The sequence below is a fragment of the Primorskyibacter sedentarius genome (assembly GCF_004342065.1).
GTDB classification, from domain to species: Bacteria; Pseudomonadota; Alphaproteobacteria; order Rhodobacterales; family Rhodobacteraceae; genus Primorskyibacter; species Primorskyibacter sedentarius.
In genome coordinates this window covers 14,780-36,495 of the sequence record NZ_SLZU01000024.1, presented here as the reverse complement: position 1 = coordinate 36,495, position 21,716 = coordinate 14,780, and the positions used below count along the sequence as shown (strand labels likewise).

Sequence of the window (21,716 nt, the reverse complement as noted above, 5' to 3'; positions counted from 1 at the left end):
AATATTGTCAGACCAACCTGATCCGTCCGGTCAAAAGGTTTTGCATCATGCCCTCTTTCACCTGCCGTGCCTTTTCGAGGCGCGTTTCGAGGGCTTGGATTTCGGCGTCCATGTCGGTCAAGGCGGCCGCTATAGCGTCCTGCTCCGCCTGATCTTGCGGGCAGTTGATTTGGAAACGACGCAGTGCATTGAGATCAATGCTTTCGACCGTTGTGCCTGTTTTCATGCAATCGCGGAGGATCTGATCGCCAGAAGCAACCGCGGCATGAAATACGTAGCGAGGCGAATACGCGGACGAACGCGGCAGCAGGGCCTTGATGTCTTGATTGATTGCCACAGGCACCGAGTTGATCATGACCGGCTGGAAGCGTCGAAGAATGCCACTTCGAGTAACGAACAGGATTGAGCCGTGCTCAACAACTCGTGTGCTCGATCCCTTTACAGCCGCGTTAGTTATCAATCGCTCGGCACCATGCAATTCGCCGATGCGAACATCAGACGACGAAACCCATGGAACCGTTCCGTCTTTCCAGAAGTCCTCTCTTGCCATGCTGGGGGTGCCCCCGCCGACGAAGGGGCCGATATCGCCAAGAGGCGTCTTCTCCCACTCCCCCGAAAACCCCGGAAGGCGGCGCTTGGCGGTCAGGAGGTCCTGCATCGCGCCCTGCTTGATGAGCCGCTTCTTGGCGATAAGCCGCTCCAGCCCCTCGATCAACGCATCCGCATCCGAAAGCGCTTCCACAATCCGGTTCTGCTCTCTTGGGTTTTCAGGTAGTCGAACTAACATGTCGGCGATCATCTCGCGGCGAACAGAATCCACAGATGATTTCGCCGTCATTGACATGATGCGATCATAGAAGAACGAGCGGAAATAAAAGTAGAAGTATCGGCCTGATATCGCGGGGCTAAAGGAGTGCACCAAGTAGACACGCTGGTGAAAGTCGCACTTTCCGTTGATGTAGTGGAATATCTTTCCGGTTCCGACACCATCGCCGGCAGTCAACACGCCTTCACCGTCGAAACCGACTGAGTTAATACGCTCAACGGTCTGCGAACGGACGAAGAAAGGGTATTCACCGTTCTCCTCGCGATCTTTGGTATCGCGAGAACCGGTTGTGATCTGGGCCAGTTTCTCAATCGGAAGCTCTATCCACCCATCAGGCAAGTTCGTATCTTTCACGCTACGAACCCCATAGCCTTGAGGTGCTCGTCGACTTGCTTTGAAAGTGCGTTCATTTCGGCGGAAACTTCGGGCAACGTATACCCATACCGCTCTGTCAGGACCCGCACCCGGGCGGTCATCTGCTCGGTCCGCGCCTCAATCTCGGCTTCGATCAGCTCGGCTATGTCGGTCTGCCATTTGTCATCCACGACCAGGGAGCGGATTTCCTCCTCGGTCAATTCGGGGTATTTCTTCAGCGTGGCCTCGGTTAGTGCCTCCTCGACCTCCTTGACCGCCTTCTTGGCCGCCGTCTCGGCTGTCATCACCTTGGCCAACTGTTTCAGCAACTTGTCCTCATCGGCGTCGGCCTCGCCGGATTTCATACGCGCCTTCACCGAAGCGGCGGTCAGTTTGCCCGCCTCGGTCAGCGCATCGGCCAGCAGTCCGCCCTCAACCCCGTGTTCCTCGACCAGTTCCTCGATCTCGCGGCCCAGTTCCTCTGCCTTGGCCTGCCCATCGTCCAGCGCCTGCTGCATCTCGGGGAAGAACCGCGCGACGATCAGCGCGGGCGGGATGACATCGGCCACAAGGCGCACCTTGTTCACCGTCAGGTCGGCCTCTTCCAGCCATTTGACCTTACCTTTGGCGTCGGTCTCCTTTCGGGCCTCGCGCAGTTCCTTGGCCGCGTCCCAGCCATCATGGGCGATGATGAACACGTCGTCCTGCATCGTGTCCGACCAGTATGACATGAGCCGCTGATAGGCCTCATACTGGTCAATCAGTGGGGCCTCGGCAAAGCGGGTCAGCATCTCCTCGGCGATGGTGTGGATCAGGTCCTTCGGCTTGTCGCCGATCTGAATGCCATCCATGAGCGGCGCGTTCTGTCCCGCCCAGCCGTCGAGGATGGCATGGACTCGGTTGCGGAAGGCCCCGAATTCGGGATGGTTGCGGATGGTCGTGCGAACCTCCTCCGGCTCGATCAGGGGATCAGAGTAGCCTGCGCGTGGGTTCGGCCCGAAGAGGGTGGCGCGCACGCCCGGCATGACATCCCAGAACTCGGCCAGCAGGTCTATATCACGGTTCGGCACGCCGCCCTTCAGGTGCGCCTCGATGTCCTGAAGATCTTCGGGATCGGAGCCGTCAATGTAGCGCGGGATATTCAGGTTGAAGTCGTTGCGCGTAATCTCGGCATAGGGGACGAGGCGGCTGTAGCCTTTGATTTCGGCCTCGCGGGTATAGGCGTCGGTAATCTTGTGGATGTCCCGCTCGCGCAGGCGGTTCTTGTTACCGTCCTTGATAAAGCCGCGCGAGGCGTCGATCATAAATACAGGGCGCTCGGCGCAGGCCCCGGATTTGTCGAGAACGATGATCGAGGCGGGAATGCCGGTGCCGTAGAACAGGTTCGCGGGCAGGCCGATAATCGCCTTGATATAGCCGCGCTTGAGGATCTTTTCGCGCAGCTCGGATTCCTTGTTGCCGCGAAACAGCACACCATGGGGCAGGATGACCGCGCCGGAGCCTGTGGCCTTCATCGAGCCGAGGATGTGCAGGAGGAAGGCAAAGTCGCCATTCTTGTCCGGTGGCATGCCAAGATCAAAGCGTCCGAACCGGGTATCGGCGGTCAGACCAGAGCCCCAAGCCTTGGCAGAGAAGGGCGGGTTGGCGACGAGGAAGTCGAAGGTCTGTAGTTCGGTTTCGGATGCCTTGAATTGCGGTTCGCCAATAACGTCGCCCTGGGCGATCTCAGCATCCTCGCGCCCGTGCATGATCATATTCATCTTGGCGAGGCCGCGCGTGGTGATGTCCATTTCCTGCCCATAGATGGTCAGGCTGACATCGGCGGCGTCGGCTGCCTTCAGCAACAGTGAGCCGGACCCACAGGTGGGGTCGTATACGGTCTGCTGTGGGCTGGTGGCGCGATTGACGCCTGCGACTGCCGCCACGATACGAGAGACCTCCGCAGGCGTGTAGAACTGTCCCTTGCTCTTACCTGACTCCGTCGCGAAATTCCGCATCAGGTATTCGTAGGCATCGCCCAGAATGTCGTCGCCATCTGCCCGATTGCGGCTGAAGTTCAGCTCTTCGCGGCTGAAAATGTTGATCAACGCGGTGAGCGTGGTGATCATCTTGGCACCGCGACCGAACTTTTCGGTATCGTTGAAGTAGGCGCGGTCGATGACGTTCTTTAGGTCGTTCGCTTCCGCAATGCCTGCGATAGCTGTGTCGATGCCTTCGCCGATTTCCTTAGTTCCGCGCAGGCTTCGGATGTCTTCGAAAGAGCAGCCTTCTGGCACCTCGATGAGGGCGTCGGCCTGACCCGCCCGGTCGGAGACGTATTTCACGAAGAGCAAGGTGAGGATGTAATCTTTGTAGAGTGAGGCATCCATGCCTCCTCGCAATTGGTCGCAACTGTCCCAGAGGGATCGGTAAATATCACTTTTCTTGATTGCCATGCTGCACCTCTTATGCCGATGATCCTGCTTCAGAAGCGGGCTTGGTTGTTTTTTCTATTAAGACAGGAAATATTCAGGCTTCTCAAGAACATTACCCGCTTTGGCGGAGTGCCTGCCAGGCGAAACTTGTAAGCGGGCAACCTACTTTGCTGCAAATTCAGAGAGGCGCTGGAAGCGGGCGTTTCTGCATCTGCGCTTGCCGCGCGCTCAGCGATCTTCGTTAAAGACATCCTGCGATTCGCGGCCCTATTCTCGTGTCCGATGACCGCCGCGATGTTTCGAACCTACATTTACAGTTCCGCTTTGCTTCGGTGCGTTGCAAAAATGTCGCTGCCATTATTGGGTGTCTGTCACTGATTGGTCCCCTTTCCAAAGGTCCAGAAAAGAAAACCCCAGAGCGCCCATTCTGAGGTTTGTCCTTCGACCTGTATTTTTATATATTAATCAAATACTTGAGCTTATTTTGATTGACGTATGGGATCGTTTCTATTTCGACGGAAACGGTTTCTGCAAATAAATTTTGGCCAAAATCAGCTGTTGTTCGAGCATCCGAGATGGGTAGTTTCTCGTCCTCAAGCGAAGGCTAACAGCCAAAGATACTGATCCGAACGCAGTTTTTTCTTCGTGAAACAGGCATCCGGCCAACCTCTTAATCGACAGTCGCAGGACGGCGTCGGTTGAGTGGGCAACCCAGCAGGAGATGATCATGATGGTCAAGGACACAGAGTAACCCAGCACAAGCCAGCAAGCCAATTCATCGAGGGGCTTGTAATCGGAGCCGCCTGAAACACTGAGCGGCCCAAAACACTACCAACAATTTGTATCGCAGCCTGCGGGCAGCGTCGGAGCAAATTCCGGCGAGCGATACCCCTATGTCAAATGGAGACAAGGAATGAAACTTACACCAGGAGGCGGCGTGACCTTTCCCGTGCGCCGGAAAACAGATCGCAAAGTCGCAAAAGGGCGCCGCAATCACTTTACAGGCCAATTCACCTTCGGGCCTGACGAAGGTGAAACAATGGACGTCGAGAGCAACACCGAACTTCGTGTTGCACTCGTAACGCTTGCCCGGCCCGATGTCGTGGGCTTGGAAAACCAAGTGCCGTTTGCGTGGGTGAAACCTGACGGCGAACCAGGAAATCATCACTTTGATTTCGTGGCGCTGATGGCAGATGGTAGCCGTAAGGCCATCATGGTGAAATCCGAGTATCGCCGCCTTCATCCCGAAGTTCAGCTCGAACTGGCGCGGATCGCAGCACAGGTGACGCCGGATTTTGCCGACGAAGTCGTTGTCATGACTGAACGCGATATTGATCCGGTCGAGTACTTCAACGCCGAAATCATGCACGAAATGCGCCACGCGGATTTCGAAGCTGATGCGGCTGCTCGCGCGGCGATGGCTAAGATGGTCGCCACTGCTCAAATTCAGGATCTGGTCGATGCGATTGGCCTTGGCGCGCGCGGCTTTCGGGCGATCGTGCGCTTGATCCGTTCTCATGAACTCGAACTCGTCAAAAAGGTACGTATTGCCCACGAGGCCTACGTGCGTCGGAGGATTTCCAAATGATCGCCAGTAAACCAAGCCCGGTGCAGCCAAAATTTTCGTTCTCGAAATACGACGGCATCGTGATCGGACAGCAGCCCTATCGCTACTTTGAGACGCGTGAGGAGGGCCACACATTTGTGGCCGCGAAAGGGGTAGGCGTTCCCCAGGTAATGACCAACGCGGAGATCAGCCGTTACCTGTCGGTCGGGAATTTTGCCTGCACACCGAATGAACATCAGCCTGAGCATCTGCGCGAGCGCATTCTGCCGGACAATGAACTTCTTTCCCTCAGGGGGCCGGAGGCACAAAAAAAGGCAGCGATGCGGATGGCAACAGTTCAAGCATTCCGTGAGCTGTTGATGGACGAGACTAAGAATGTCAGCCGCTCAGCTAATTCTGTTAGGCCTTACCTTGGGGTTATCAAACTTCGCGTCGGGGAAATTTTGGCTGAGGGCCATCCGGAAGACAGCAGTGAAAGTCTTGCCGTTCCAAGAAAGCTGGGCGCCAAGACGGTGATTGAATGGGAGCGTAAAGAGCGGCGTTTTGGTCTGGCAGGGCTCTACGATAACATGGTCGAGCGTGGGAACCGTGACCGGCGCCTTACTGCAGATGAGCTGATGATCATGGGTCAGATCGTCAGCAAATACCTCGATGATCAACAACCATCTCAGGCGATAATTTTCGGGGAAGTGAAAGACGCCTTCGTCGATGAGAACGCGAAACGTCGTGCCGAAGGACAACCAGAACTGGTTTGCCCCTCTCGCGAAACCGTGCGGCAGGCAATCCGCAAGCTCAACCCATTCGATGTGACGTTGACCCGGCACAGCCGTCAAGCTGCAAACCGTCACTTCGCGCCAGTAGGTATGGGCCTGCAGGTGGAAAGGCCCATGCAGCGTGTAGAGTTCGATGAGTGGGACGTTGATGCCATTACGCTGATGGCGGAGGGAGGGTTGTTCCACCACCTGACAGCCGAGGAGAAGAAAAAGCTCGGGCTGGACAAGAAGAAAGCGCGCTGGTGGATCACCGTCGCAATTTGTTCTGCGACGCGCTGCATTGTCGGTATGGTGATTTCCCGTACCCCCAATTCGCAGAGTGCCCTGCGGGTCATCGAAATGATGATGCGCGACAAGGGCGTCTGGGCGGACGCTTGCGGCGGTCTTTCCCCGTGGAACCAATTCGGGTGGCCTTCGCATATCGTGACCGACTGCGCGAGCTATAACCTTTCGATGCTTGTCCGGACGCGGACGTCCGATTTGGGGATTACAGTGGAATACTGCCCGGCGGGAGATCCGCAACTGAAGGGCCGGATCGAGCGTGTCTTCGGTACCTTTGCCACGCAGCTTATGCCGAGGTTGAGTGGGCGTACATTCAGCAACATTGCCGCCCGCGGCGACTATGACTCCGGAGAGCGTGCCTGTCTGAACCCGGAGGAGTTCTGCTCGGTCTTGGTGCGCTATGTTGTCGATGTTTATCACCGCTCGGCGCATAGCGGGCTGAATGGAGAGACACCGTTGGACTGCTGGAACCGCCTGGTCGAGAAATTCGGTGTCCAGCCGCCGCCTGACCTTGGCCGTCGCCGTTTGATCTTTGGGCAAGAACATGAGCGCACAGTCACTCGCAAAGGGATCACGGTCTTTGGCGTCCGTTACCATTCTGAAGTCCTGGCCCGCTATATGGCGCAATCCGAAGAGCGGAAGGTTAACGTTCGCTGGTACCCTGAAGACATCGGCGCAATCTGGGTAGAGTTGAGCGGTCGCTGGTTCGAAGTTCCTGCAGTCTTTGACAGGTATCGTGGCGTCTCGGCACAGGAGTGGCTGCAGGCGGCAGCAGAAATTCGGGCGCAGAATAATCGCAATGCGGAAGTTGATCGTTCTGTGGTCCGGCAAGCGCTCGATTTCATCAAAGAAACAAACGGTGCTGCAATGACGCACGTTGGCCTCACTGTGGAAGATTGGTCTGATGAGCGGATGAACTACGAAGAGGACCGGTTGTTCATCGGTTTCAAGACTTCTGAAACCGAGGCTCAGAACCCCTACGACGGTCAACGCAGCGCGTGGGGTACCAGCCTTCCTATGGTGGGTTCATCGCCCTCGGACGCATCCGGTGAAAATGATCAGCCTGACCTTACGGAAATTGCTTCCGGCAGCTTTGGGACGATCCAATTTCCCGATCATCAGTCTGGCAACGATGCCGATGGGGCTGATGAAAGTAACGCTTGGACCGTAGAGGATAAATGAACATGAGCGCAACATTTCCGACCATCAACACAACACCTACAGCACTTCCTTCCATCAACACGAAGCTCGCAGCCGTCGATCGGCTGCGGGACAAACATCTCTCGACGCCGCGGGACGTCCAGTTCCGCAGCTACCTCGACCGGTTGCTGCAGCGCGATGAGCAGGGCAACGTCATTGCCGCACCTCGCCTTTACACCAAGAATGGCGATGCCCGCGGGATCGCCGTCGTAGAGCCTGCTGGCGGTGGTAAGACATCCCTTGTGCTGCATGGTCTCAAAACCCACCCCGCGCTTCAGCCGCGCAATGCTGCGCATCAGCCATGGGTTGGGGTTCGTGTGCCCAGCCCTCCTACGGCCAAAAGCCTTGCGATCGAGATCCTGCACGCAAGCGGATATCCAGCGGCCTCGCGCTCAAACGCAGTGACTGAGGACGACCTCATGCGGCAGGTGCGGCACCGGTTCAAGCAGCGTGGAACGGCGATCCTTTGGATCGACGAGGCACACGACCTTTTTGGTGCAGGCACACGTTTCAAGGTTGATGTGTTCCTGAAAACAGTCCGGAACCTGATGCAGGGGGACGGCGCCGTCAGTGTTGTGCTGAGCGGCATCGAGAGCCTCTGGCAGATCGCCTCCTGTGATGCCCAAGTCACGCGTCGCTACTGGCGTTTGCCGTTGGCTGATGTCTCGCCGCATTCGGACCGGAGGGCTTTGACCGGTGTCATCGCCAATTTCTGCGACGCTGTTGGCATGCAGCCTCCTTCGGCGGATGACCTGGTGGATCGGCTTGTGCACGCCAGTCGCAACCGCTTCGGTCGTTGTATCGAGAACATCCTCGCGGCCCTCGAAATTGCGGCATTGGAAGATGCCAATGAATTGATGATCAACCACTTCGCCGAGAGCTGGGGTATGCAGGAAGGTTGCGCCATGGGCCAGAATGTCTTTCTGGCACGCCATTGGGCCACGATTGATCTGGGCGAGACGAAGCTCACTTCGGCGGGAGAACGCTAATGCTGGCACCTCACATCCCCTTCGACCAGAACGAAAGCCCTCTGTCTTTTGCAGCGTTCCTCGCTGAGACCCACACAGGTGGCCACCTGGTGCCATTCCTTCACGATTTCCAAGTTGCCCCCGAAGATATGGCTTCCAATAACGAGAAGGCGCTTAGCCGGTTGGCTGAGGTCTCTGGTGTCCCGCTTGCCAATCTGCGCGCGAATGCCGCCGTGCGGATCGGGAAGCGGGCATATGATCTCCGCGGCGAGATGGTCTCTGCCGAGTTTCTGGCCAACCCTTTCACCGTCTTCTGCCCTGCGTGCTTGGCAGAAGACGATCAGACTGGCAGGCGCCTTGGACGTTGGGAGTGGTCTCTCTCTGTGGTGAGGACATGTCCGCACCACTCGATTCCACTCGTCAGGCAGGCGAAGGCTAAGTGGGATGACAAGTTTCATGAACTCAATCGGCGCGTGCCTGAGCGTGGAGACGAGCTTGATGAGATGATCGCAAAGGCACCGCGCCGTTCAGTGTCCCCGCTCCAGGATTATGTTCTGCGCCGTCTGGATGGAAAATCCGGGCCGGTCTGGCTGGACGCACAGACTTTGGATCAAGCAACACGTGCGACCGAACTTCTCGGTGCGTTGCTGGCATTTGGACCCCAGCAGAAGTTGCCTGAACTGTCCCAAGATGACTGGGACTTTGCCGGGCGGATGGGGTTCGAATGCACTTCGCAAGGCGAGGACGGCATTCGTCCAGCACTTCAGTCACAAATCCGCAAATTTGATTGCGCATCTGGCACCCCTGGTGCGCGCAAAATTTTCGGATGCTTCTACAATGCCTTGGCACATTCCAAGTCACTCAAAGAGCCAGGAGACATCGTCCGCATTCTTAGGGAGGTGATCGTTGAAAACATTGCGCTCGCTGCTGGGGAGAAGGTCCTGGGCGTCGCACTGCCTGAGCGTCTGCTGCACACTGTGGCGTCGCTGGCCAAGGAGCAAAAACTGGATGCACGGACCCTGCGCAGCGTGTTGGTGGCTGCTGACGTCATTCCGGAAAACGCCCCTGCGCACTTCCCGATCCCGGTGGGCAAAGGCAGGGAGGTTGCGAGCCGCATAAAACGCATGGTTCATGTGATTTCTTTGCCCGATTTCATGAATTGCGCCCGCCCTCTGGTGGATCAGCTTTTCTCTGATCGCCTGCTCACACCCATCTATTCTGGGAGCCCCGGAGTTAAAGGTCGGACGCAGAAATCCGTTGATCAGGAGGAGATTGCCATGCTGGTTGGCAAGCTTCAGGCAAAGGCGGTTTTGAATGACCAACCATCTGCTGGGATGGTGACGATTTCAAAAGCTGCGGAAAAGGCCAAGGTTCCGGCGGTGGTAGTAGTGCACTTGATCCTCGGAGGCTTTCTCGGTCGCGTAGCCTGCGTTAATGACCTGGAAGGGATCGGCGCGATTTTGGTGGATCCGGACGAAGTGAAAAGTCAGAAAGAAACTGTCACCGCGGGAATGTCTTCGATGGAAGCGTTCTCAGCCCTCAAGATACCGAAAGAGGTTGGTTGGCGGCTGGTTGACCATCATGACGAGACAACTCAGCTGGCGGTCTTCGAGATTATCGGTCCAGATCAGGATCACAAAATCTTGCGGTTCGATCCCGATAGCGTGGCAGGGTTCAAGGCAACCTTTACTACGCCGGCTCGTCTTGCAGAGCAGTATGATCTGCAAGTTGGGGAAGTCGTGGGACGCCTGAAAAGATCAGGAGTTCGGCCCGCAGTTTCCAAGGCTTCCGTGGGTGTGGATTTCTACCGGATCTCAGATTTGCGCGAAGCTCTCTTCACTTAACATAATGGGGCTTACATGCCCATTCTCGTATTCGAACTCCAAAGCCGCCCAGTAGGGCGGCTTTTTTGTTTGGAAAATTCCTTCAGGATCCGGTAAATCTTATTGGGCTGTTTTGCGCCGTAAGCGAGTGGACCTATATTGCTTGCGAAATGGTCAACCTATTGGCCGGCTCTTTCTTTGTCCTAAATAAAAACAATAACTTAGATGGTTTCGATGGCCATTAAATGGTTGCCGGAACAGTTGTGTAATGTTCTGACCACCAATTTGTGGCCATCGGCCGGGTTAGAACGTCCATTTTGCAAGCATAAGAAGTCTATCGGGCGGAAACGCCCGATTTTCTCGTTGATAGCCCCTGAAGCATAATGCCCGAGGTTCGACTCTGTCCCAAGGGATATGGTGCGGCAGGTGTGCCGTCCAAAACCGAATTTGAAGAAATTCCTGTCCAGTTTGGAATTCTTCATGACGGGGCGGCAGGGCAGGGTAAGGTTATTGCTCCCCGACGGATGTGTTGCAGTTGATGATTGAGCGCTGGGTCGTCCGGAACAGCGTAACTTCCATGAGATCAACGCGTTGAATGGCGCGGTCGTGTCCGTCGGCACGGCAATAGGTTGTCTCAAAGCACAAGCAAACCCGATGGCCCTTGATCCGAGCAAATCTCTCCGGGGCGGAAACGTAAATGGGGCGGCCAAAGGCCACCCCATTTTGTTGTCATTTTATGTCTGGTTTACGTACGGCTTGCTGCTCCTGCGTGTAGCGCGGCGTCTATCCGGACATAGTCTCTGAGGGCCTCGTGTCGCGAATGTCCACCATCATAACAAGCCCAAGGCTGTAGACCGGCACAAGCAGATGGCGCGCCTCGCTCGCATTCTGGGTGCCGAAGGATTTATCGCGACCTACCGAGAGGCCGGCTCTTTGCTGACTCTCAGGAGAATAGCGCAGCTCCGGGCAGTCGCACGGTTTGACGCGCTATCGCGGCTGCAATCGGCGCGGTGCTCGCGGAACAGCCGAACACCGCGTTCGCGAAGTTCAGCAGAATAGACGGGGTGAATCTCTTCTTCGTCATAGGGCTGATCCTTTGCCGGTTTTGCTTTCCGGCAAACCCGGGGCGGTTCAATCTATACGTCGGCTGCTTGAGACGGTCGTCGGCGAGCTGTTCCCTGTATTTCAACTCTTGCCAATTCGGATTTGATCTTCGATGGCGTTGAACACCTCCTCGGCAGAAGGCGTTGGCAGGTCGAAGTAGTCGAATGTACCAGCATAGCCGTTCCCGCCCATACGTCCCAGCGCGTCGAGTTTCTCGTGGTCGGAATAAAAGGTGCGTGGGTCAATGATGTCTTCGCGGATATGCGCCCGAACAATTCGTCCGAGGATGATTTCACGTGCCGAGCTGATGGCGATGCCGAGGTAGCGCTCGCACTCGAAGGCCACAGGGGCTTCGGCGATGCGGGGGCATGCCACCCGGTCGCCCGGCACGGCGGTTAGCCCGGCCATTTCCAGCTCATCCACTTCCGGTGCAAAATCCGCGGCTGTCACCGACATTGCCGCGACATTGGCGCGGTCGACGATATTCACGGTGAAGCAATTGGTCATCCGGATGTTATAGGCGGTGTCCTTGAAGCTGCGGTCGGGTTTGTTTTCAACCCCCAGTGCGAGGATCGGCGGATCGGCGGACAGGCAGTTGAAAAAGGAATAGGGCGCGGCGTTGACGACGCCGTCAGTGGAGATCGTGGTGACCCAAGCGATCGGGCGCGGCACGATGGTGCCGATCATCATCTTGTAAGCCTCGCGCGCGGAAAGGTCGGCGAAGTCAAAGGCACGATATCCGGTTTGCGTGCTCATGAGGCCAGTTCCTTGCCATAATGTGAGAGGATGGATTGGATACTATCCGGGCGTGCAATCAGCTCTGCGCGATCGGCCACGGCGCCAAGGTGATGTTCCATGATGTTGATCGCGCGTGACGCATCGCCGGTACGGATCGCATTGATGATCTGCGAATGTTCATCCACTGCGCAGTCCGACGAATGGCTGCGAGCATAAAGGGACATGATCAGCGAACAGCGCAGGACCACCTCTGAAACATAGCGGGTCAGCACCGGATTTCCGGTCAGTTCTGCCAGCAGCATGTGAAACTCGCCGGCAAGACGGATCGACACCGGCCCATCCTTGCCCTTCACCGCTTCTTCCTGACGCACATGTGCTTCGAGCCGTTCATAGCCGCTGGCGGGCATACGCTGGCAAAGTAGCCGAATCACGTCGTTTTCCAGGCAACGCCGCACTTCGAACACGTGTTGCGCCTCGTCGCGCGTCGGTTCGGCGACAAAGGCGCCCCGGTTGCGACGGGTGGCGATCAGCCCCTCGTGTTCAAGCCGGACAAACGCATGGCGCACGATGGTGCGCGACACGCCGAACTGCTCGCCTACGGTATCCTCGGGCAGGCGCATGCCGGGTGTCAACGCCTGTTCAATGATGGCTTTCTTCAGCAGGTCATGCACCGCGTCGGTCAGCGTCGTCTTGTTTTCACTCATGATCGGTCTGCCTATCAAATTCGCACAATCAATATCGTACACAGTTTTGTAAGTCAATCGGATACAATTTACTTGAAAGTCTGTATCCACTGTGCCACCCAAAAGACATCGTATCCAATTTTGTCGATTCTGAAATGCAATCCAGTCGGAAGAGGACCAGAACATGAAACTAAGACATCTCATGCTCGCAACGGCGGCAGTTGCTGCTTTGTCGGGCACTGCGCAGGCCGAAAACGTTCTGAAATGGGGCGCCAATCGCGACATCGGCTCGCTCGACCCGTATTCCTTTGGTGACAGCTTCACCATCAACGTGCTCAACCACGTTTACGAGGGCCTCGTGCGCTACAGCAAGGATCTGAAGATCGAACCTGCGCTGGCCGAAAGCTGGGAGATCCTCGACGATCAGATCACTTGGCGGTTCAAGCTGCGCGAGGGCGTGACCTTCCACAACGGCAACCCCTTTACCGCCGAAGACGTAGTCGCGTCGCTGACCCGCGTGAGCCACGAGACCTCGCCGCTGAAAGGCAATCTGCCCGCCTATGTCAGCTCCAAGGTGGTGGATGACCACAGTGTCGACATTACCCTGAACGGCACCTATCCGCTGTTGCTCAACGATCTGACAAATATCCATATCTTCGATGAGGAATGGTTGACCGAAAACGACGCGCTGATGCCGACCGACGTGGGCGCCGGCACGGAGGGTTACGCCACCTACAACGCCAATGGCACCGGGCCCTTTATCGTCGATAGCCGCCAACCGGATGCCAAGACAGTCTTCGTTGCCAATGCCGACTGGTGGGACGAGCCGCAGCATAACCTCGACAAGATCGAGCTGACGCCGGTCAATTCGGCGGCGACCCGGGTGGCGGCGCTGCTTTCTGGCGAGATCAGCTTTACCAATGACGCGCCGGTGCAGGATCTGCCGCGACTTGCCGCTGCGCCGAATGTCGAAGTGCTCGAAGGTGTCGATCTGCGCACCGTGATGATCGGCTTTCCGTTCCGTGATGCGCTGACCACTGGCGCGCCGAACCCGTTCAAGGAAAAGGCGGTACGCGAGGCGTTGTACAAGGCGATCGATCTTGACCTCATCCACCAGAAGGTCATGCGCGGCAAGTCCCGCACGGCCGGCGCCACCGTCGCACCGCCCATTCCCGGCTATGTCGAAGCGCTGGACAACCTGCCTGGATATGACCCCGAAGCGTCGAAGGCTTTGTTGGCAGAGGCCGGTGTCCCCGAGGGGTTGGAGTTTGAATTCAACTGTCTCAGCGACGGGCTGGTGAACGAAGAGCAATTCTGTCAGGCGATTGCCTCGATGTGGTCGCGCATCGGCCTTGCCCCTAAGCTCGACGTGGCGCCCCGCGCGGTGCAATCGCCGAAGCGGACCAACGGCAAGACTGACGTCTACACGCTTGGCTGGGCAACGCTGCCGCTGCTCGACAGCTATTCGCCGCTTTTGCAGATCTTCCACTCCAAGACGGGCAATGCCGGCGTCTTCAACTGGGGCGGCTGGTCCTACCCTGAGCTTGACGCGCTGATTGACGCCGCCGGACAGGAGCTTGACCTTGAGGCGCGGCTGGCGCTTCAGACCGAGGCGCTCCAGATGGTCAAGGACGAGATGATCATGATCCCGCTGCACCAGCAGCCGATGGCCTGGGCGGTGACGGGGGAGGTGGCCGAGATGCCGCTCTTTGCCGATGCCAAGCCGCGGCTGTGGTTTGCGCGTATGGGCGCAGGTTCCTGAACAACCCCCGGATCGCCCTTCGGGGCGGTCCGGTCGGCCGGGGGTGATGCACCCTCGCCCCCGTATGTTCATTCGACAAGTTGCAGAGAGCGAGAGCACTCGCTGATCCTGACTGGCACTGGAGACCGGAATGATCGCCTTTCTTCTCAAGCGCACCGCGAATGCGGTCTTCGTCATGCTGGCGGTGGCACTGCTGGCCTTCGTGATCTTCCGGTTCTTCGGCGACCCGGTAGAGATGATGGTAAATGAGCAGGCCAGCCTGCAAGACCGTGTGGAGCTGCGCGAACGGCTGGGGCTGAACGATGGTTTCGTGACCCAGTACACCCGGTTTGTCACCAATGCGGTTCAAGGCGATTTCGGCATATCCTATCGCAACCAGCAGGACGTCATGGTGCTGATCAAGGAACGCTTTCCGGCGACATTCGAGTTGGTATTGGTAGCGACCGTGATCTCGCTGGTGGTCGGTGTCCCGGCCGGGGTGATCACCGCGGTCTACAGAGACAGCCGATTGGCCAACATGTTGCAGTTAGGGTCGATCGTGGGGGTCTCACTGCCGAGCTTCGTGGTCGGCATCCTGCTGATCCTGGCCTTCTCGGTCTCGCTTGGCTGGCTGCCGGCGTTTGGCCGGGGTGAGACGGTGGACATCGGTTGGTGGTCGACCGGGTTGCTGACGCCCTCGGGGCGGGCGGCTCTGGTCCTGCCGGCAATATCGCTTTCAACCTTTCAGGTAACGCTGGTGATGCGGCTGGTGCGGGCGGAGATGCTGGAAACCCTGCGCGCCGATTACATCAAATTCGCCCGCGCCCGCGGTGTGCCAACCGCCCGCGTGCAATGGCGGCACGCACTGCGCAACTGCCTGATGCCTGTGATCACGCTGACGGGCATGCAGATCGGCAACCTGATCGCCTTTGCCCTCGTGACCGAAACGGTGTTTCAATGGCCGGGGATGGGGATGCTGTTCATTCAGGCGGTCACCTTCGTCGATCTGCCTGTGATGGCGGCCTACCTGCTGATCGTTTCCTTCATCTTCGTCGCCCTCAATACCCTTGTCGACATCACCTATGCCTGGGTTGATCCGCGCCTGCGCGACGACAGCGCCCGTGGCAATGGCTGAACCGGAGACCCCCATGGACAACTCAATCCCCCTGACCACATCCGCCGCCCCGAAGCGCCCTTCGCGGCTGACCCAGCTGCGTGACAGTGACCTGTGGTATTCCTTCCGCGCGCATCCTTCGGCGATCTTTGCCGCGGTGCTGCTGGCGCTGGTGGCCGTGACTGCGTTTCTTGCGCCGCTGATCACACCGCAGAACCCATATGACCTTGCAGCACTGGAGCTCTGGAATTCCGAGATCCCGCCGATCTGGGAGGCGGGCGGCCAATGGCCCTATCTTCTGGGCACCGACACGCAAGGGCGCGATATCCTCTCGGCGGTGCTCTATGGCTCGCGCATCTCGCTGATCATCGGCTTTGCGTCGGTACTGCTGGCATTGGCCGTGGGCCTCGCGCTGGGGCTGGTGGCGGGCTATTTCGGTGGCTGGATTGACAACGTGATCATGCGGGTGGGCGACGTGCTGTTGTCGATGCCCTTCATCCTGATCGCCATCCTGATCACCGCCATTGCCTCGGCCTCGCTGCCCACAGGGCTGAAGGACGTGCTGGCGGCGCCGATCCTGATCTTTGCCATCGCGGTGCCGTCCTGGGTGCAATATGCGCGCACGGTGCGCGCCTCTGCCATGGTCGAGGCCAAGAAGGAATACGTGCAGGCGGCAAAGCTGATCCGGGTGAAATCCTGGCGGATCATGCTGCACCACATCCTGCCCAACTGCCTGACCCCGATCCTTGTGGCCGCGACGCTGAACTTCGGTCTCGCCATCCTGTCAGAGGCGACGCTGTCCTTCCTTGGCGTGGGCATGCCGCCGGACCAGCCATCGCTCGGCACGCTTATCCGCATCGGCAACCAGTATCTCTTTTCCGGCCTCTGGTGGATCGTGGTCTTCCCGTCGATCCAGCTTTGCCTGATCGTGCTGTCGGTCAACATGATCGGCGACTGGCTGCGCGACGCGCTTAACCCCAAACTGCGGTGAGTACAGTGACTTCCAAGACCCTCAAGAATGTGCGCCCGATGGGTGGCCCGGCAACAGATATGCATATCACTGACGGCGTGTTTTCCGCCGACGCGCCCACTGGAGCCGAGGTGATCGACGGCGGCGGGCGCATCCTGATCCCCGGTCTGGTCGAGGCGCATACCCATCTCGACAAATCGCTGCTGGGCCTGCCATGGTATCGCAACGAGGTCGGCCCGCGCTTGATCGACAAGATCAATAATGAGCGCGAGGTCAAGGTCTCGCTGGGCCTTGATCCACAGGTGCAAAGCGAGCGTCATGCCATCCTCGCCATGTCGCACGGATGCACCCATATTCGCAGCCATGTGGATGTAGACACGCATCACGGTCTGGCCGGGATCGAGGGGGTGATGGCCACCCGCGAAAAGCTCGCCGGAATGATCGATATCCAGATCGTGGCCTTCCCGCAGTCGGGAATGATGACCCGCCCTGGCACGGCCGAATTGATGGACGAGGCGCTGGCGATGGGTGCCGATCTGGTGGGCGGCATCGATCCCTGCGGGATGGAGCATGACCCCAAAGGGCATCTCGATACCGTCTTTGCGCTGGCCGGGAAACACGGCAAGCCGATCGATATTCACCTGCATGAACGCGACGCGCTCGGCTGGTTCTCGATGGAGGAAATCATCGACCGGACCGTAGCGCTTGGCATGCAGGGCAAGGTGTCAATCTCTCACGCCTTTTGCCTTGGTGCGGTGGATCGTGCCTATGTGGCGGGCCTGCAAGAGAAACTGGCCGAGAACCGCATCCATATTCTGACGACAGCACCCGCCTCGGCGCCTGTGCCCATGGTCAAAGAACTCAAGGCCCAAGGCATTCTCACCGGCGCGGGCTGCGACGGCATCCGCGACACTTGGGGGCCCTATGGCAACTCGGACATGTTGGAAAAGGCGATGCAGATCGGCATGCGCAACAACCTGCGCCGCGATGACGAGGTGGAACTGGCGCTGGAAATCTGCACCTTTGGCGGTGCCGCGATCATGGAGGTTGACGGCTATGGGCTGGAGCCCGGCTGCCGTGCGGATTGCCTGCTGGTCGAGGGCGAAACCCTCGCCGAAGCTGTTGTTACCCACGCTCCGCGCAAGCTGGTGCTGAAGGCGGGTGCGGTCATTGCCCGCGACGGCGCCTGCGTGATCGAGGCACCGTGATGCAAGGACGCACGCTTCTTTCGGCACAATGGGTGATCGGCTACCGCGATGGCCGCCACGTTGTTTATGAAAACGGCGTGGTGGTGATCGACGGGACAGAGCTGCTGCATGTAGGCACCGATTTCGACGGGGGGGTCGCGCGTAGAATCGACTATGGCGCGGCGGTGATCTCTCCCGGTTTCATCGATCTTGATGCGCTGTCCGATCTGGACACCACGATCCTTGGCTACGACAACGGTCCGGCGTGGAAAAAGGGGCGGGTCTGGCCGGAAAGTTACGTCAAACGTGGCCAGTATGAAATGTACACGCCAGAGGAGTTGGCGTTTCAAAAGCGCCACGCCTTCGCTCAACTGATCCGAAACGGCATCACCACGGCGCTGCCCATCGCGTCGCTCTTTTATCGCGAATGGGGCGAAACCGTGGCAGAGTTCGAAGCGGCGGCTGCGGCGGCCGAAGATCTTGGCCTGCGGGTCTATCTTGGTCCGGCCTATCGTACGGGCGGGCAGGTGACGGATGAAACGGGCAATATCCGTGCCATTTTTGACGAGGCGCGGGGGCTGGCCGGTCTGGAAGACGCTGCCGACTTCGCGCAGCGGATCGATGGCATTGCCGGTGGGCGCATCCGCGCAATGTTTGCCCCTGACCGGATCGAAACCTGCACCGAGCGGCTATTGCAGCGCACCGCAGATATCGCGGCCGAGATGGGCGCGCCGGTGCGTCAGCATTGCAGCCAGTCCTTGGTAGAGCTGCGGCTGGTGCGCGAACAGCACGGTTGCGCCCCCATCGAATGGCTTGACCGGATCAAGGTGCTGCATCCGAATTGGTTGTTGCCGCATGGCACGCAGGCAACCCAGGCGGAGTTTGATAAGATCGCCGGGGCAGGGGCCACGCTGGTGCACTGCCCGTTGGTCGCCGCGCGCCATGGCGGCATGCTGAAGAGCTTCCCGAAGGTTCGCGCCATGGGCATCAATATCGGGCTTGGCACCGATACGCACCCGGCCGACATGATCCTCAACATGCAGATCGGCATGATGACCGCACGGCTGGCCGGGGGTGTGGATGCGATCCGATCCGAAGCCATGTTCGACGCTGCCACCCTCTGCGGTGCGGGGGCGTTGAACAGGCCCGATCTTGGTCGGCTGGCGGTCGGCGCCAAGGCCGATATCGCGGTGATCGACCTGCGCCATACGCTGCAAACACCGGACCCGGTGCAGACGCTGATGACTTCCGCCTCTGGCCGTGATGTGCGCGACGTCTGGATCGATGGGCGGCGGGTGATGGCCGATGGCTTGATCCCGGGTGTCGACCAGACCGCAGACGCGGCTCTCGCTCAGGCGCAGTTTGACGGGCTGATCGCCAAATACCCGGACCGCACCGCAGGCCACCCACCGGTGTCCAAGATCTTCACCCCCAGCTACGAAAGGGCCACGCCATGAGCGATGTTGTTCTTGACGTGCAGAATCTGCGCGTTGAATTTCCCACCCGCAAGGGCGTGCTGACCGCTGTCGACGATATCTCGCTGCAAATTCACCGTGGCGAGATCCTCGGCGTGGTCGGTGAATCCGGTGCCGGTAAGTCGATGACCGGCATGTCGATCCTTGGCCTGCTTGAGCCGCCGGGACGGATCGCTGCTGGCACGATCCACCTGTCAGGCGACCGGATCGACGATCTTGACGACCGCGCCATGCAGGCGGTGCGCGGCCGCCGGATCGGCGCGATCTTTCAGGATCCGCTGACTTCGCTCAACCCGCTGTTTCGGGTCGGTGACCAATTGGTCGAAACCATCCGGCTGCACACCGATCTGGACAAGCGTCAGGCCCGCGAGCGCGCCAAAGAGCTGATGCGCGAGGTCGGCATCCCGGCGGTGGAAGAGCGTATCGACAGCTATCCGCACCAATTCTCTGGCGGTATGCGGCAGCGGATCGTGATCGCCTTGGCCCTGTGTGCCGAGCCCGAACTGATCGTGGCTGACGAGCCGACCACCGCACTGGACGTGTCGATTCAGGCGCAAATCACGGCGCTGCTGAAACGGCTTTGCCGCGAACGGGGCACGGCGGTGATGCTGGTGACGCACGACATGGGCGTGATCGCCGAAACCGCCGACCGGGTGGCGGTGATGTATGCCGGGCGGCTGGCCGAAATCGGCGAGGTCGATGACGTGGTACGGCGCCCGCGCCATCCCTACACCGCCGGGCTGATGGGCTCGATCCCGTCGCTGCGCAAGGATGTGGAGGAATTGCAGATGATCCCCGGTTCGATGCCGCGGCTCAATGCCATCCCGCCGGGCTGCGCCTTCAACCCGCGTTGCGCCCATGCCGGGCCGCGCTGCCGCAGTGAAGTACCGCGCATCGCCAGCGGCGAGACCACCGGCGCCGCCTGCTGGTTGGCGCAGACCGGCACTGTCGATCAAGGAGAAGCCGCATGACCGTTCGCCCCAATGCCATACTGGAAGTTGACGCGCTGGAACGCCGCTTTGACGTCTCTGCCCCCTGGCTCAACCGCGTGATCGAGCGCAAGCCACGCAAGACCCTGCGCGCCGTCGATGGTGTCGATTTCATCATCCAGCGCGGCCAGACGCTGGCGCTGGTTGGTGAAAGCGGCTGCGGAAAAAGCACCATCGCCAAGCTGGTCACCGGGCTGCATCCCCCGTCTGGCGGCAGCATCCGGTTTCATGGCGACCGTGATCGTCTGCAGATGATTTTTCAGGACCCGTTTGCCAGCCTCAACCCGCGCTGGCGTGTCGCCCGGATCATCGCCGAGCCGCTGCGCACGCTGAAGCCTGACACGCCAGAGGCTGACGTCTCGGCACGAGTGGACGAGCTGTTGCGCACCGTGGGACTGGCACCAGCCGACGGGCTGAAATTCCCGCACGAGTTTTCCGGCGGTCAGCGGCAGCGCATCTCCATCGCCCGGGCTCTGGCCGGGGAGCCGGAGTTTCTGGTCTGTGACGAGCCGACTTCGGCGCTTGATGTGTCGGTGCAGGCGCAGGTGCTGAACCTGATGAAACGGCTGCAGAAAGAGATGGAGCTGACCTATCTGTTCATCAGCCACGATCTTAGCGTTGTGCGCCACATGGCCGATGTGATCGCGGTGATGTATCTGGGCCGCATCGTCGAGATCCAGCCGACGGCCGACCTCTTTGCCAACCCGCTGCATCCCTACACGCGGCTGCTGCTTGACACGATCCCCGATCTGGAGGCACCGCGGCGCGATCGCAGCCCGATGGCGGGGGAGGTGCCCTCGCCGGTCTCGCCCCCATCGGGATGCAGCTTTCATCCGCGCTGCCCGCTTGTGTTTGATCGCTGCAAGTCAGAGCGTCCGCAGCGTCGTGCGCATGTCCACAACCGCCGGGTTGCCTGTTTCGCGGCCGAAGAAGGAACTCCCGATGTATAATGAAACCTTCCTGCGTCGCGCCATCGAGATCTCGGCAAAGGCTCTTGAGACCCCGGGGACAGAGCCTTTCGGTGCGGTCATCGTCAAGGACGGCAAGATCGTCGGCGAGGGGATCAACCGCTCGGTGATGAACCACGATCCCACCTCGCACGGCGAGACTGAGGCGATCCGGGATGCCTGCCGCAATCTTGAAACGGTCGATCTGCGCGGCTGCGAGTTGTATTCAAGCTGTGAGCCTTGTGCACTTTGTGTGGCGGCGATGAACATCGCCGGGATCGCAGCGCTTTACTACGCCGCCGACATGGCGCAGGCCGGTGGGGCCATCGCGGATCTGCCCGAGGCCGCGCGCTTTCCGGTGGATGTCGACCGATTGACCCATGAGTGCGGGCACGCAGTCACCGAGCGTATCATGCCGTCGGAACAACATCTGGACGTGGAGGCCACAAAGATCCTGCACGATTGGGCCAGTCTTGCGCGGTCGCGGGTCTGACCGTCGGCCATGTTCCATCGCGTTCCATGATGGCCGACGCCTGTGGTGGGCGGCCATTTGTGTCCATG

At 59.1% G+C, this 21,716-nt stretch carries 16 protein-coding genes; 12 read left to right on the top strand and 4 right to left on the bottom strand.

The features are described 5' to 3' along the window. Positions 1 to 7: 7 nt before the first annotated feature. Together EDD52_RS20345 and EDD52_RS20340 are read right to left on the bottom strand one after the other, a co-directional pair. Entirely contained in the window at positions 8 to 1,180 is a 1,173-nt protein-coding gene (locus tag EDD52_RS20345; RefSeq protein WP_132248432.1) for a restriction endonuclease subunit S, read from the bottom strand. Further along, on the bottom strand, positions 1,177 to 3,615 hold the full coding sequence (locus EDD52_RS20340) for a type I restriction-modification system subunit M (RefSeq protein WP_132248430.1): 2,439 nt from the start codon (positions 3,613 to 3,615) through the stop codon (positions 1,177 to 1,179). The genes EDD52_RS20345 and EDD52_RS20340 overlap by 4 nt, the downstream gene beginning before the upstream one ends. An 892-nt stretch (positions 3,616 to 4,507) precedes the next feature. On the opposite strand from EDD52_RS20340, the gene EDD52_RS20335 reads away from it, so the two are divergent. From EDD52_RS20335 to EDD52_RS20320, 4 genes are read left to right on the top strand one after another with little or no spacing between them, the layout of a single operon-like run. Next, positions 4,508 to 5,182 (top strand): hypothetical protein, encoded by a 675-nt coding sequence (locus EDD52_RS20335; RefSeq protein ID WP_132248428.1) that lies wholly within the window; start codon positions 4,508 to 4,510, stop codon positions 5,180 to 5,182. Next, a complete protein-coding gene (locus tag EDD52_RS20330) occupies positions 5,179 to 7,398 on the top strand; it encodes a Mu transposase C-terminal domain-containing protein (protein WP_132248426.1) in 2,220 nt (739 codons plus the stop codon). The genes EDD52_RS20335 and EDD52_RS20330 overlap by 4 nt, the downstream gene beginning before the upstream one ends. Positions 7,399 to 7,400: 2 nt before the next feature. After that, a complete protein-coding gene (locus EDD52_RS20325; protein WP_165907604.1) occupies positions 7,401 to 8,405 on the top strand; it encodes a TniB family NTP-binding protein in 1,005 nt (334 codons plus the stop codon). After that, a complete protein-coding gene (locus EDD52_RS20320; protein ID WP_132248422.1) occupies positions 8,405 to 10,228 on the top strand; it encodes a TniQ family protein in 1,824 nt (607 codons plus the stop codon). Before EDD52_RS20325 ends, EDD52_RS20320 begins: the two co-directional genes overlap by 1 nt. A gap of 1,164 nt (positions 10,229 to 11,392) precedes the next feature. Here EDD52_RS20320 and EDD52_RS20315 read toward each other — a convergent pair. Continuing rightward, positions 11,393 to 12,067: a flavin reductase family protein gene (locus EDD52_RS20315; protein WP_132248420.1), complete on the bottom strand. Its 675-nt coding sequence runs from the start codon at positions 12,065 to 12,067 to the stop codon at positions 11,393 to 11,395. Continuing rightward, positions 12,064 to 12,753, bottom strand: coding sequence for a GntR family transcriptional regulator (locus EDD52_RS20310; RefSeq protein WP_132248418.1), 690 nt, complete (start codon positions 12,751 to 12,753; stop codon positions 12,064 to 12,066). Before EDD52_RS20310 ends, EDD52_RS20315 begins: the two co-directional genes overlap by 4 nt. Before the next feature lie 163 nt (positions 12,754 to 12,916). Between EDD52_RS20310 and EDD52_RS20305 the strand changes: the two genes are divergently transcribed. The 8 genes from EDD52_RS20305 (at position 12,917) to EDD52_RS20270 (ending at position 21,648) form a co-directional block, all read left to right on the top strand. Beyond that, positions 12,917 to 14,494, top strand: coding sequence for an ABC transporter substrate-binding protein (locus EDD52_RS20305; RefSeq protein ID WP_132248416.1), 1,578 nt, complete (start codon positions 12,917 to 12,919; stop codon positions 14,492 to 14,494). A gap of 130 nt (positions 14,495 to 14,624) precedes the next feature. Beyond that, complete coding sequence (locus EDD52_RS20300) at positions 14,625 to 15,608, top strand: ABC transporter permease (protein ID WP_132248414.1); 984 nt, start codon at positions 14,625 to 14,627, stop codon at positions 15,606 to 15,608. 13 nt (positions 15,609 to 15,621) lie between these two features. After that, positions 15,622 to 16,578 (top strand): ABC transporter permease, encoded by a 957-nt coding sequence (locus tag EDD52_RS20295; RefSeq protein ID WP_132248412.1) that lies wholly within the window; start codon positions 15,622 to 15,624, stop codon positions 16,576 to 16,578. Between the two features lie 5 nt (positions 16,579 to 16,583). Then, complete coding sequence (locus EDD52_RS20290; protein WP_132248410.1) at positions 16,584 to 17,765, top strand: amidohydrolase family protein; 1,182 nt, start codon at positions 16,584 to 16,586, stop codon at positions 17,763 to 17,765. Further along, a complete protein-coding gene (locus tag EDD52_RS20285) occupies positions 17,765 to 19,201 on the top strand; it encodes a chlorohydrolase family protein (protein ID WP_132248408.1) in 1,437 nt (478 codons plus the stop codon). The genes EDD52_RS20290 and EDD52_RS20285 overlap by 1 nt, the downstream gene beginning before the upstream one ends. Then, a complete protein-coding gene (locus EDD52_RS20280; RefSeq protein ID WP_132248406.1) occupies positions 19,198 to 20,190 on the top strand; it encodes an ABC transporter ATP-binding protein in 993 nt (330 codons plus the stop codon). The genes EDD52_RS20285 and EDD52_RS20280 overlap by 4 nt, the downstream gene beginning before the upstream one ends. Continuing rightward, positions 20,187 to 21,158: an ABC transporter ATP-binding protein gene (locus EDD52_RS20275; protein ID WP_132248404.1), complete on the top strand. Its 972-nt coding sequence runs from the start codon at positions 20,187 to 20,189 to the stop codon at positions 21,156 to 21,158. Before EDD52_RS20280 ends, EDD52_RS20275 begins: the two co-directional genes overlap by 4 nt. Beyond that, positions 21,151 to 21,648 carry a nucleoside deaminase gene (locus EDD52_RS20270; RefSeq protein ID WP_132248402.1) on the top strand — a complete coding sequence of 166 codons (498 nt, stop codon included), beginning with the start codon at positions 21,151 to 21,153 and terminating at the stop codon, positions 21,646 to 21,648. Before EDD52_RS20275 ends, EDD52_RS20270 begins: the two co-directional genes overlap by 8 nt. Positions 21,649 to 21,716: the final 68 nt, after the last annotated feature.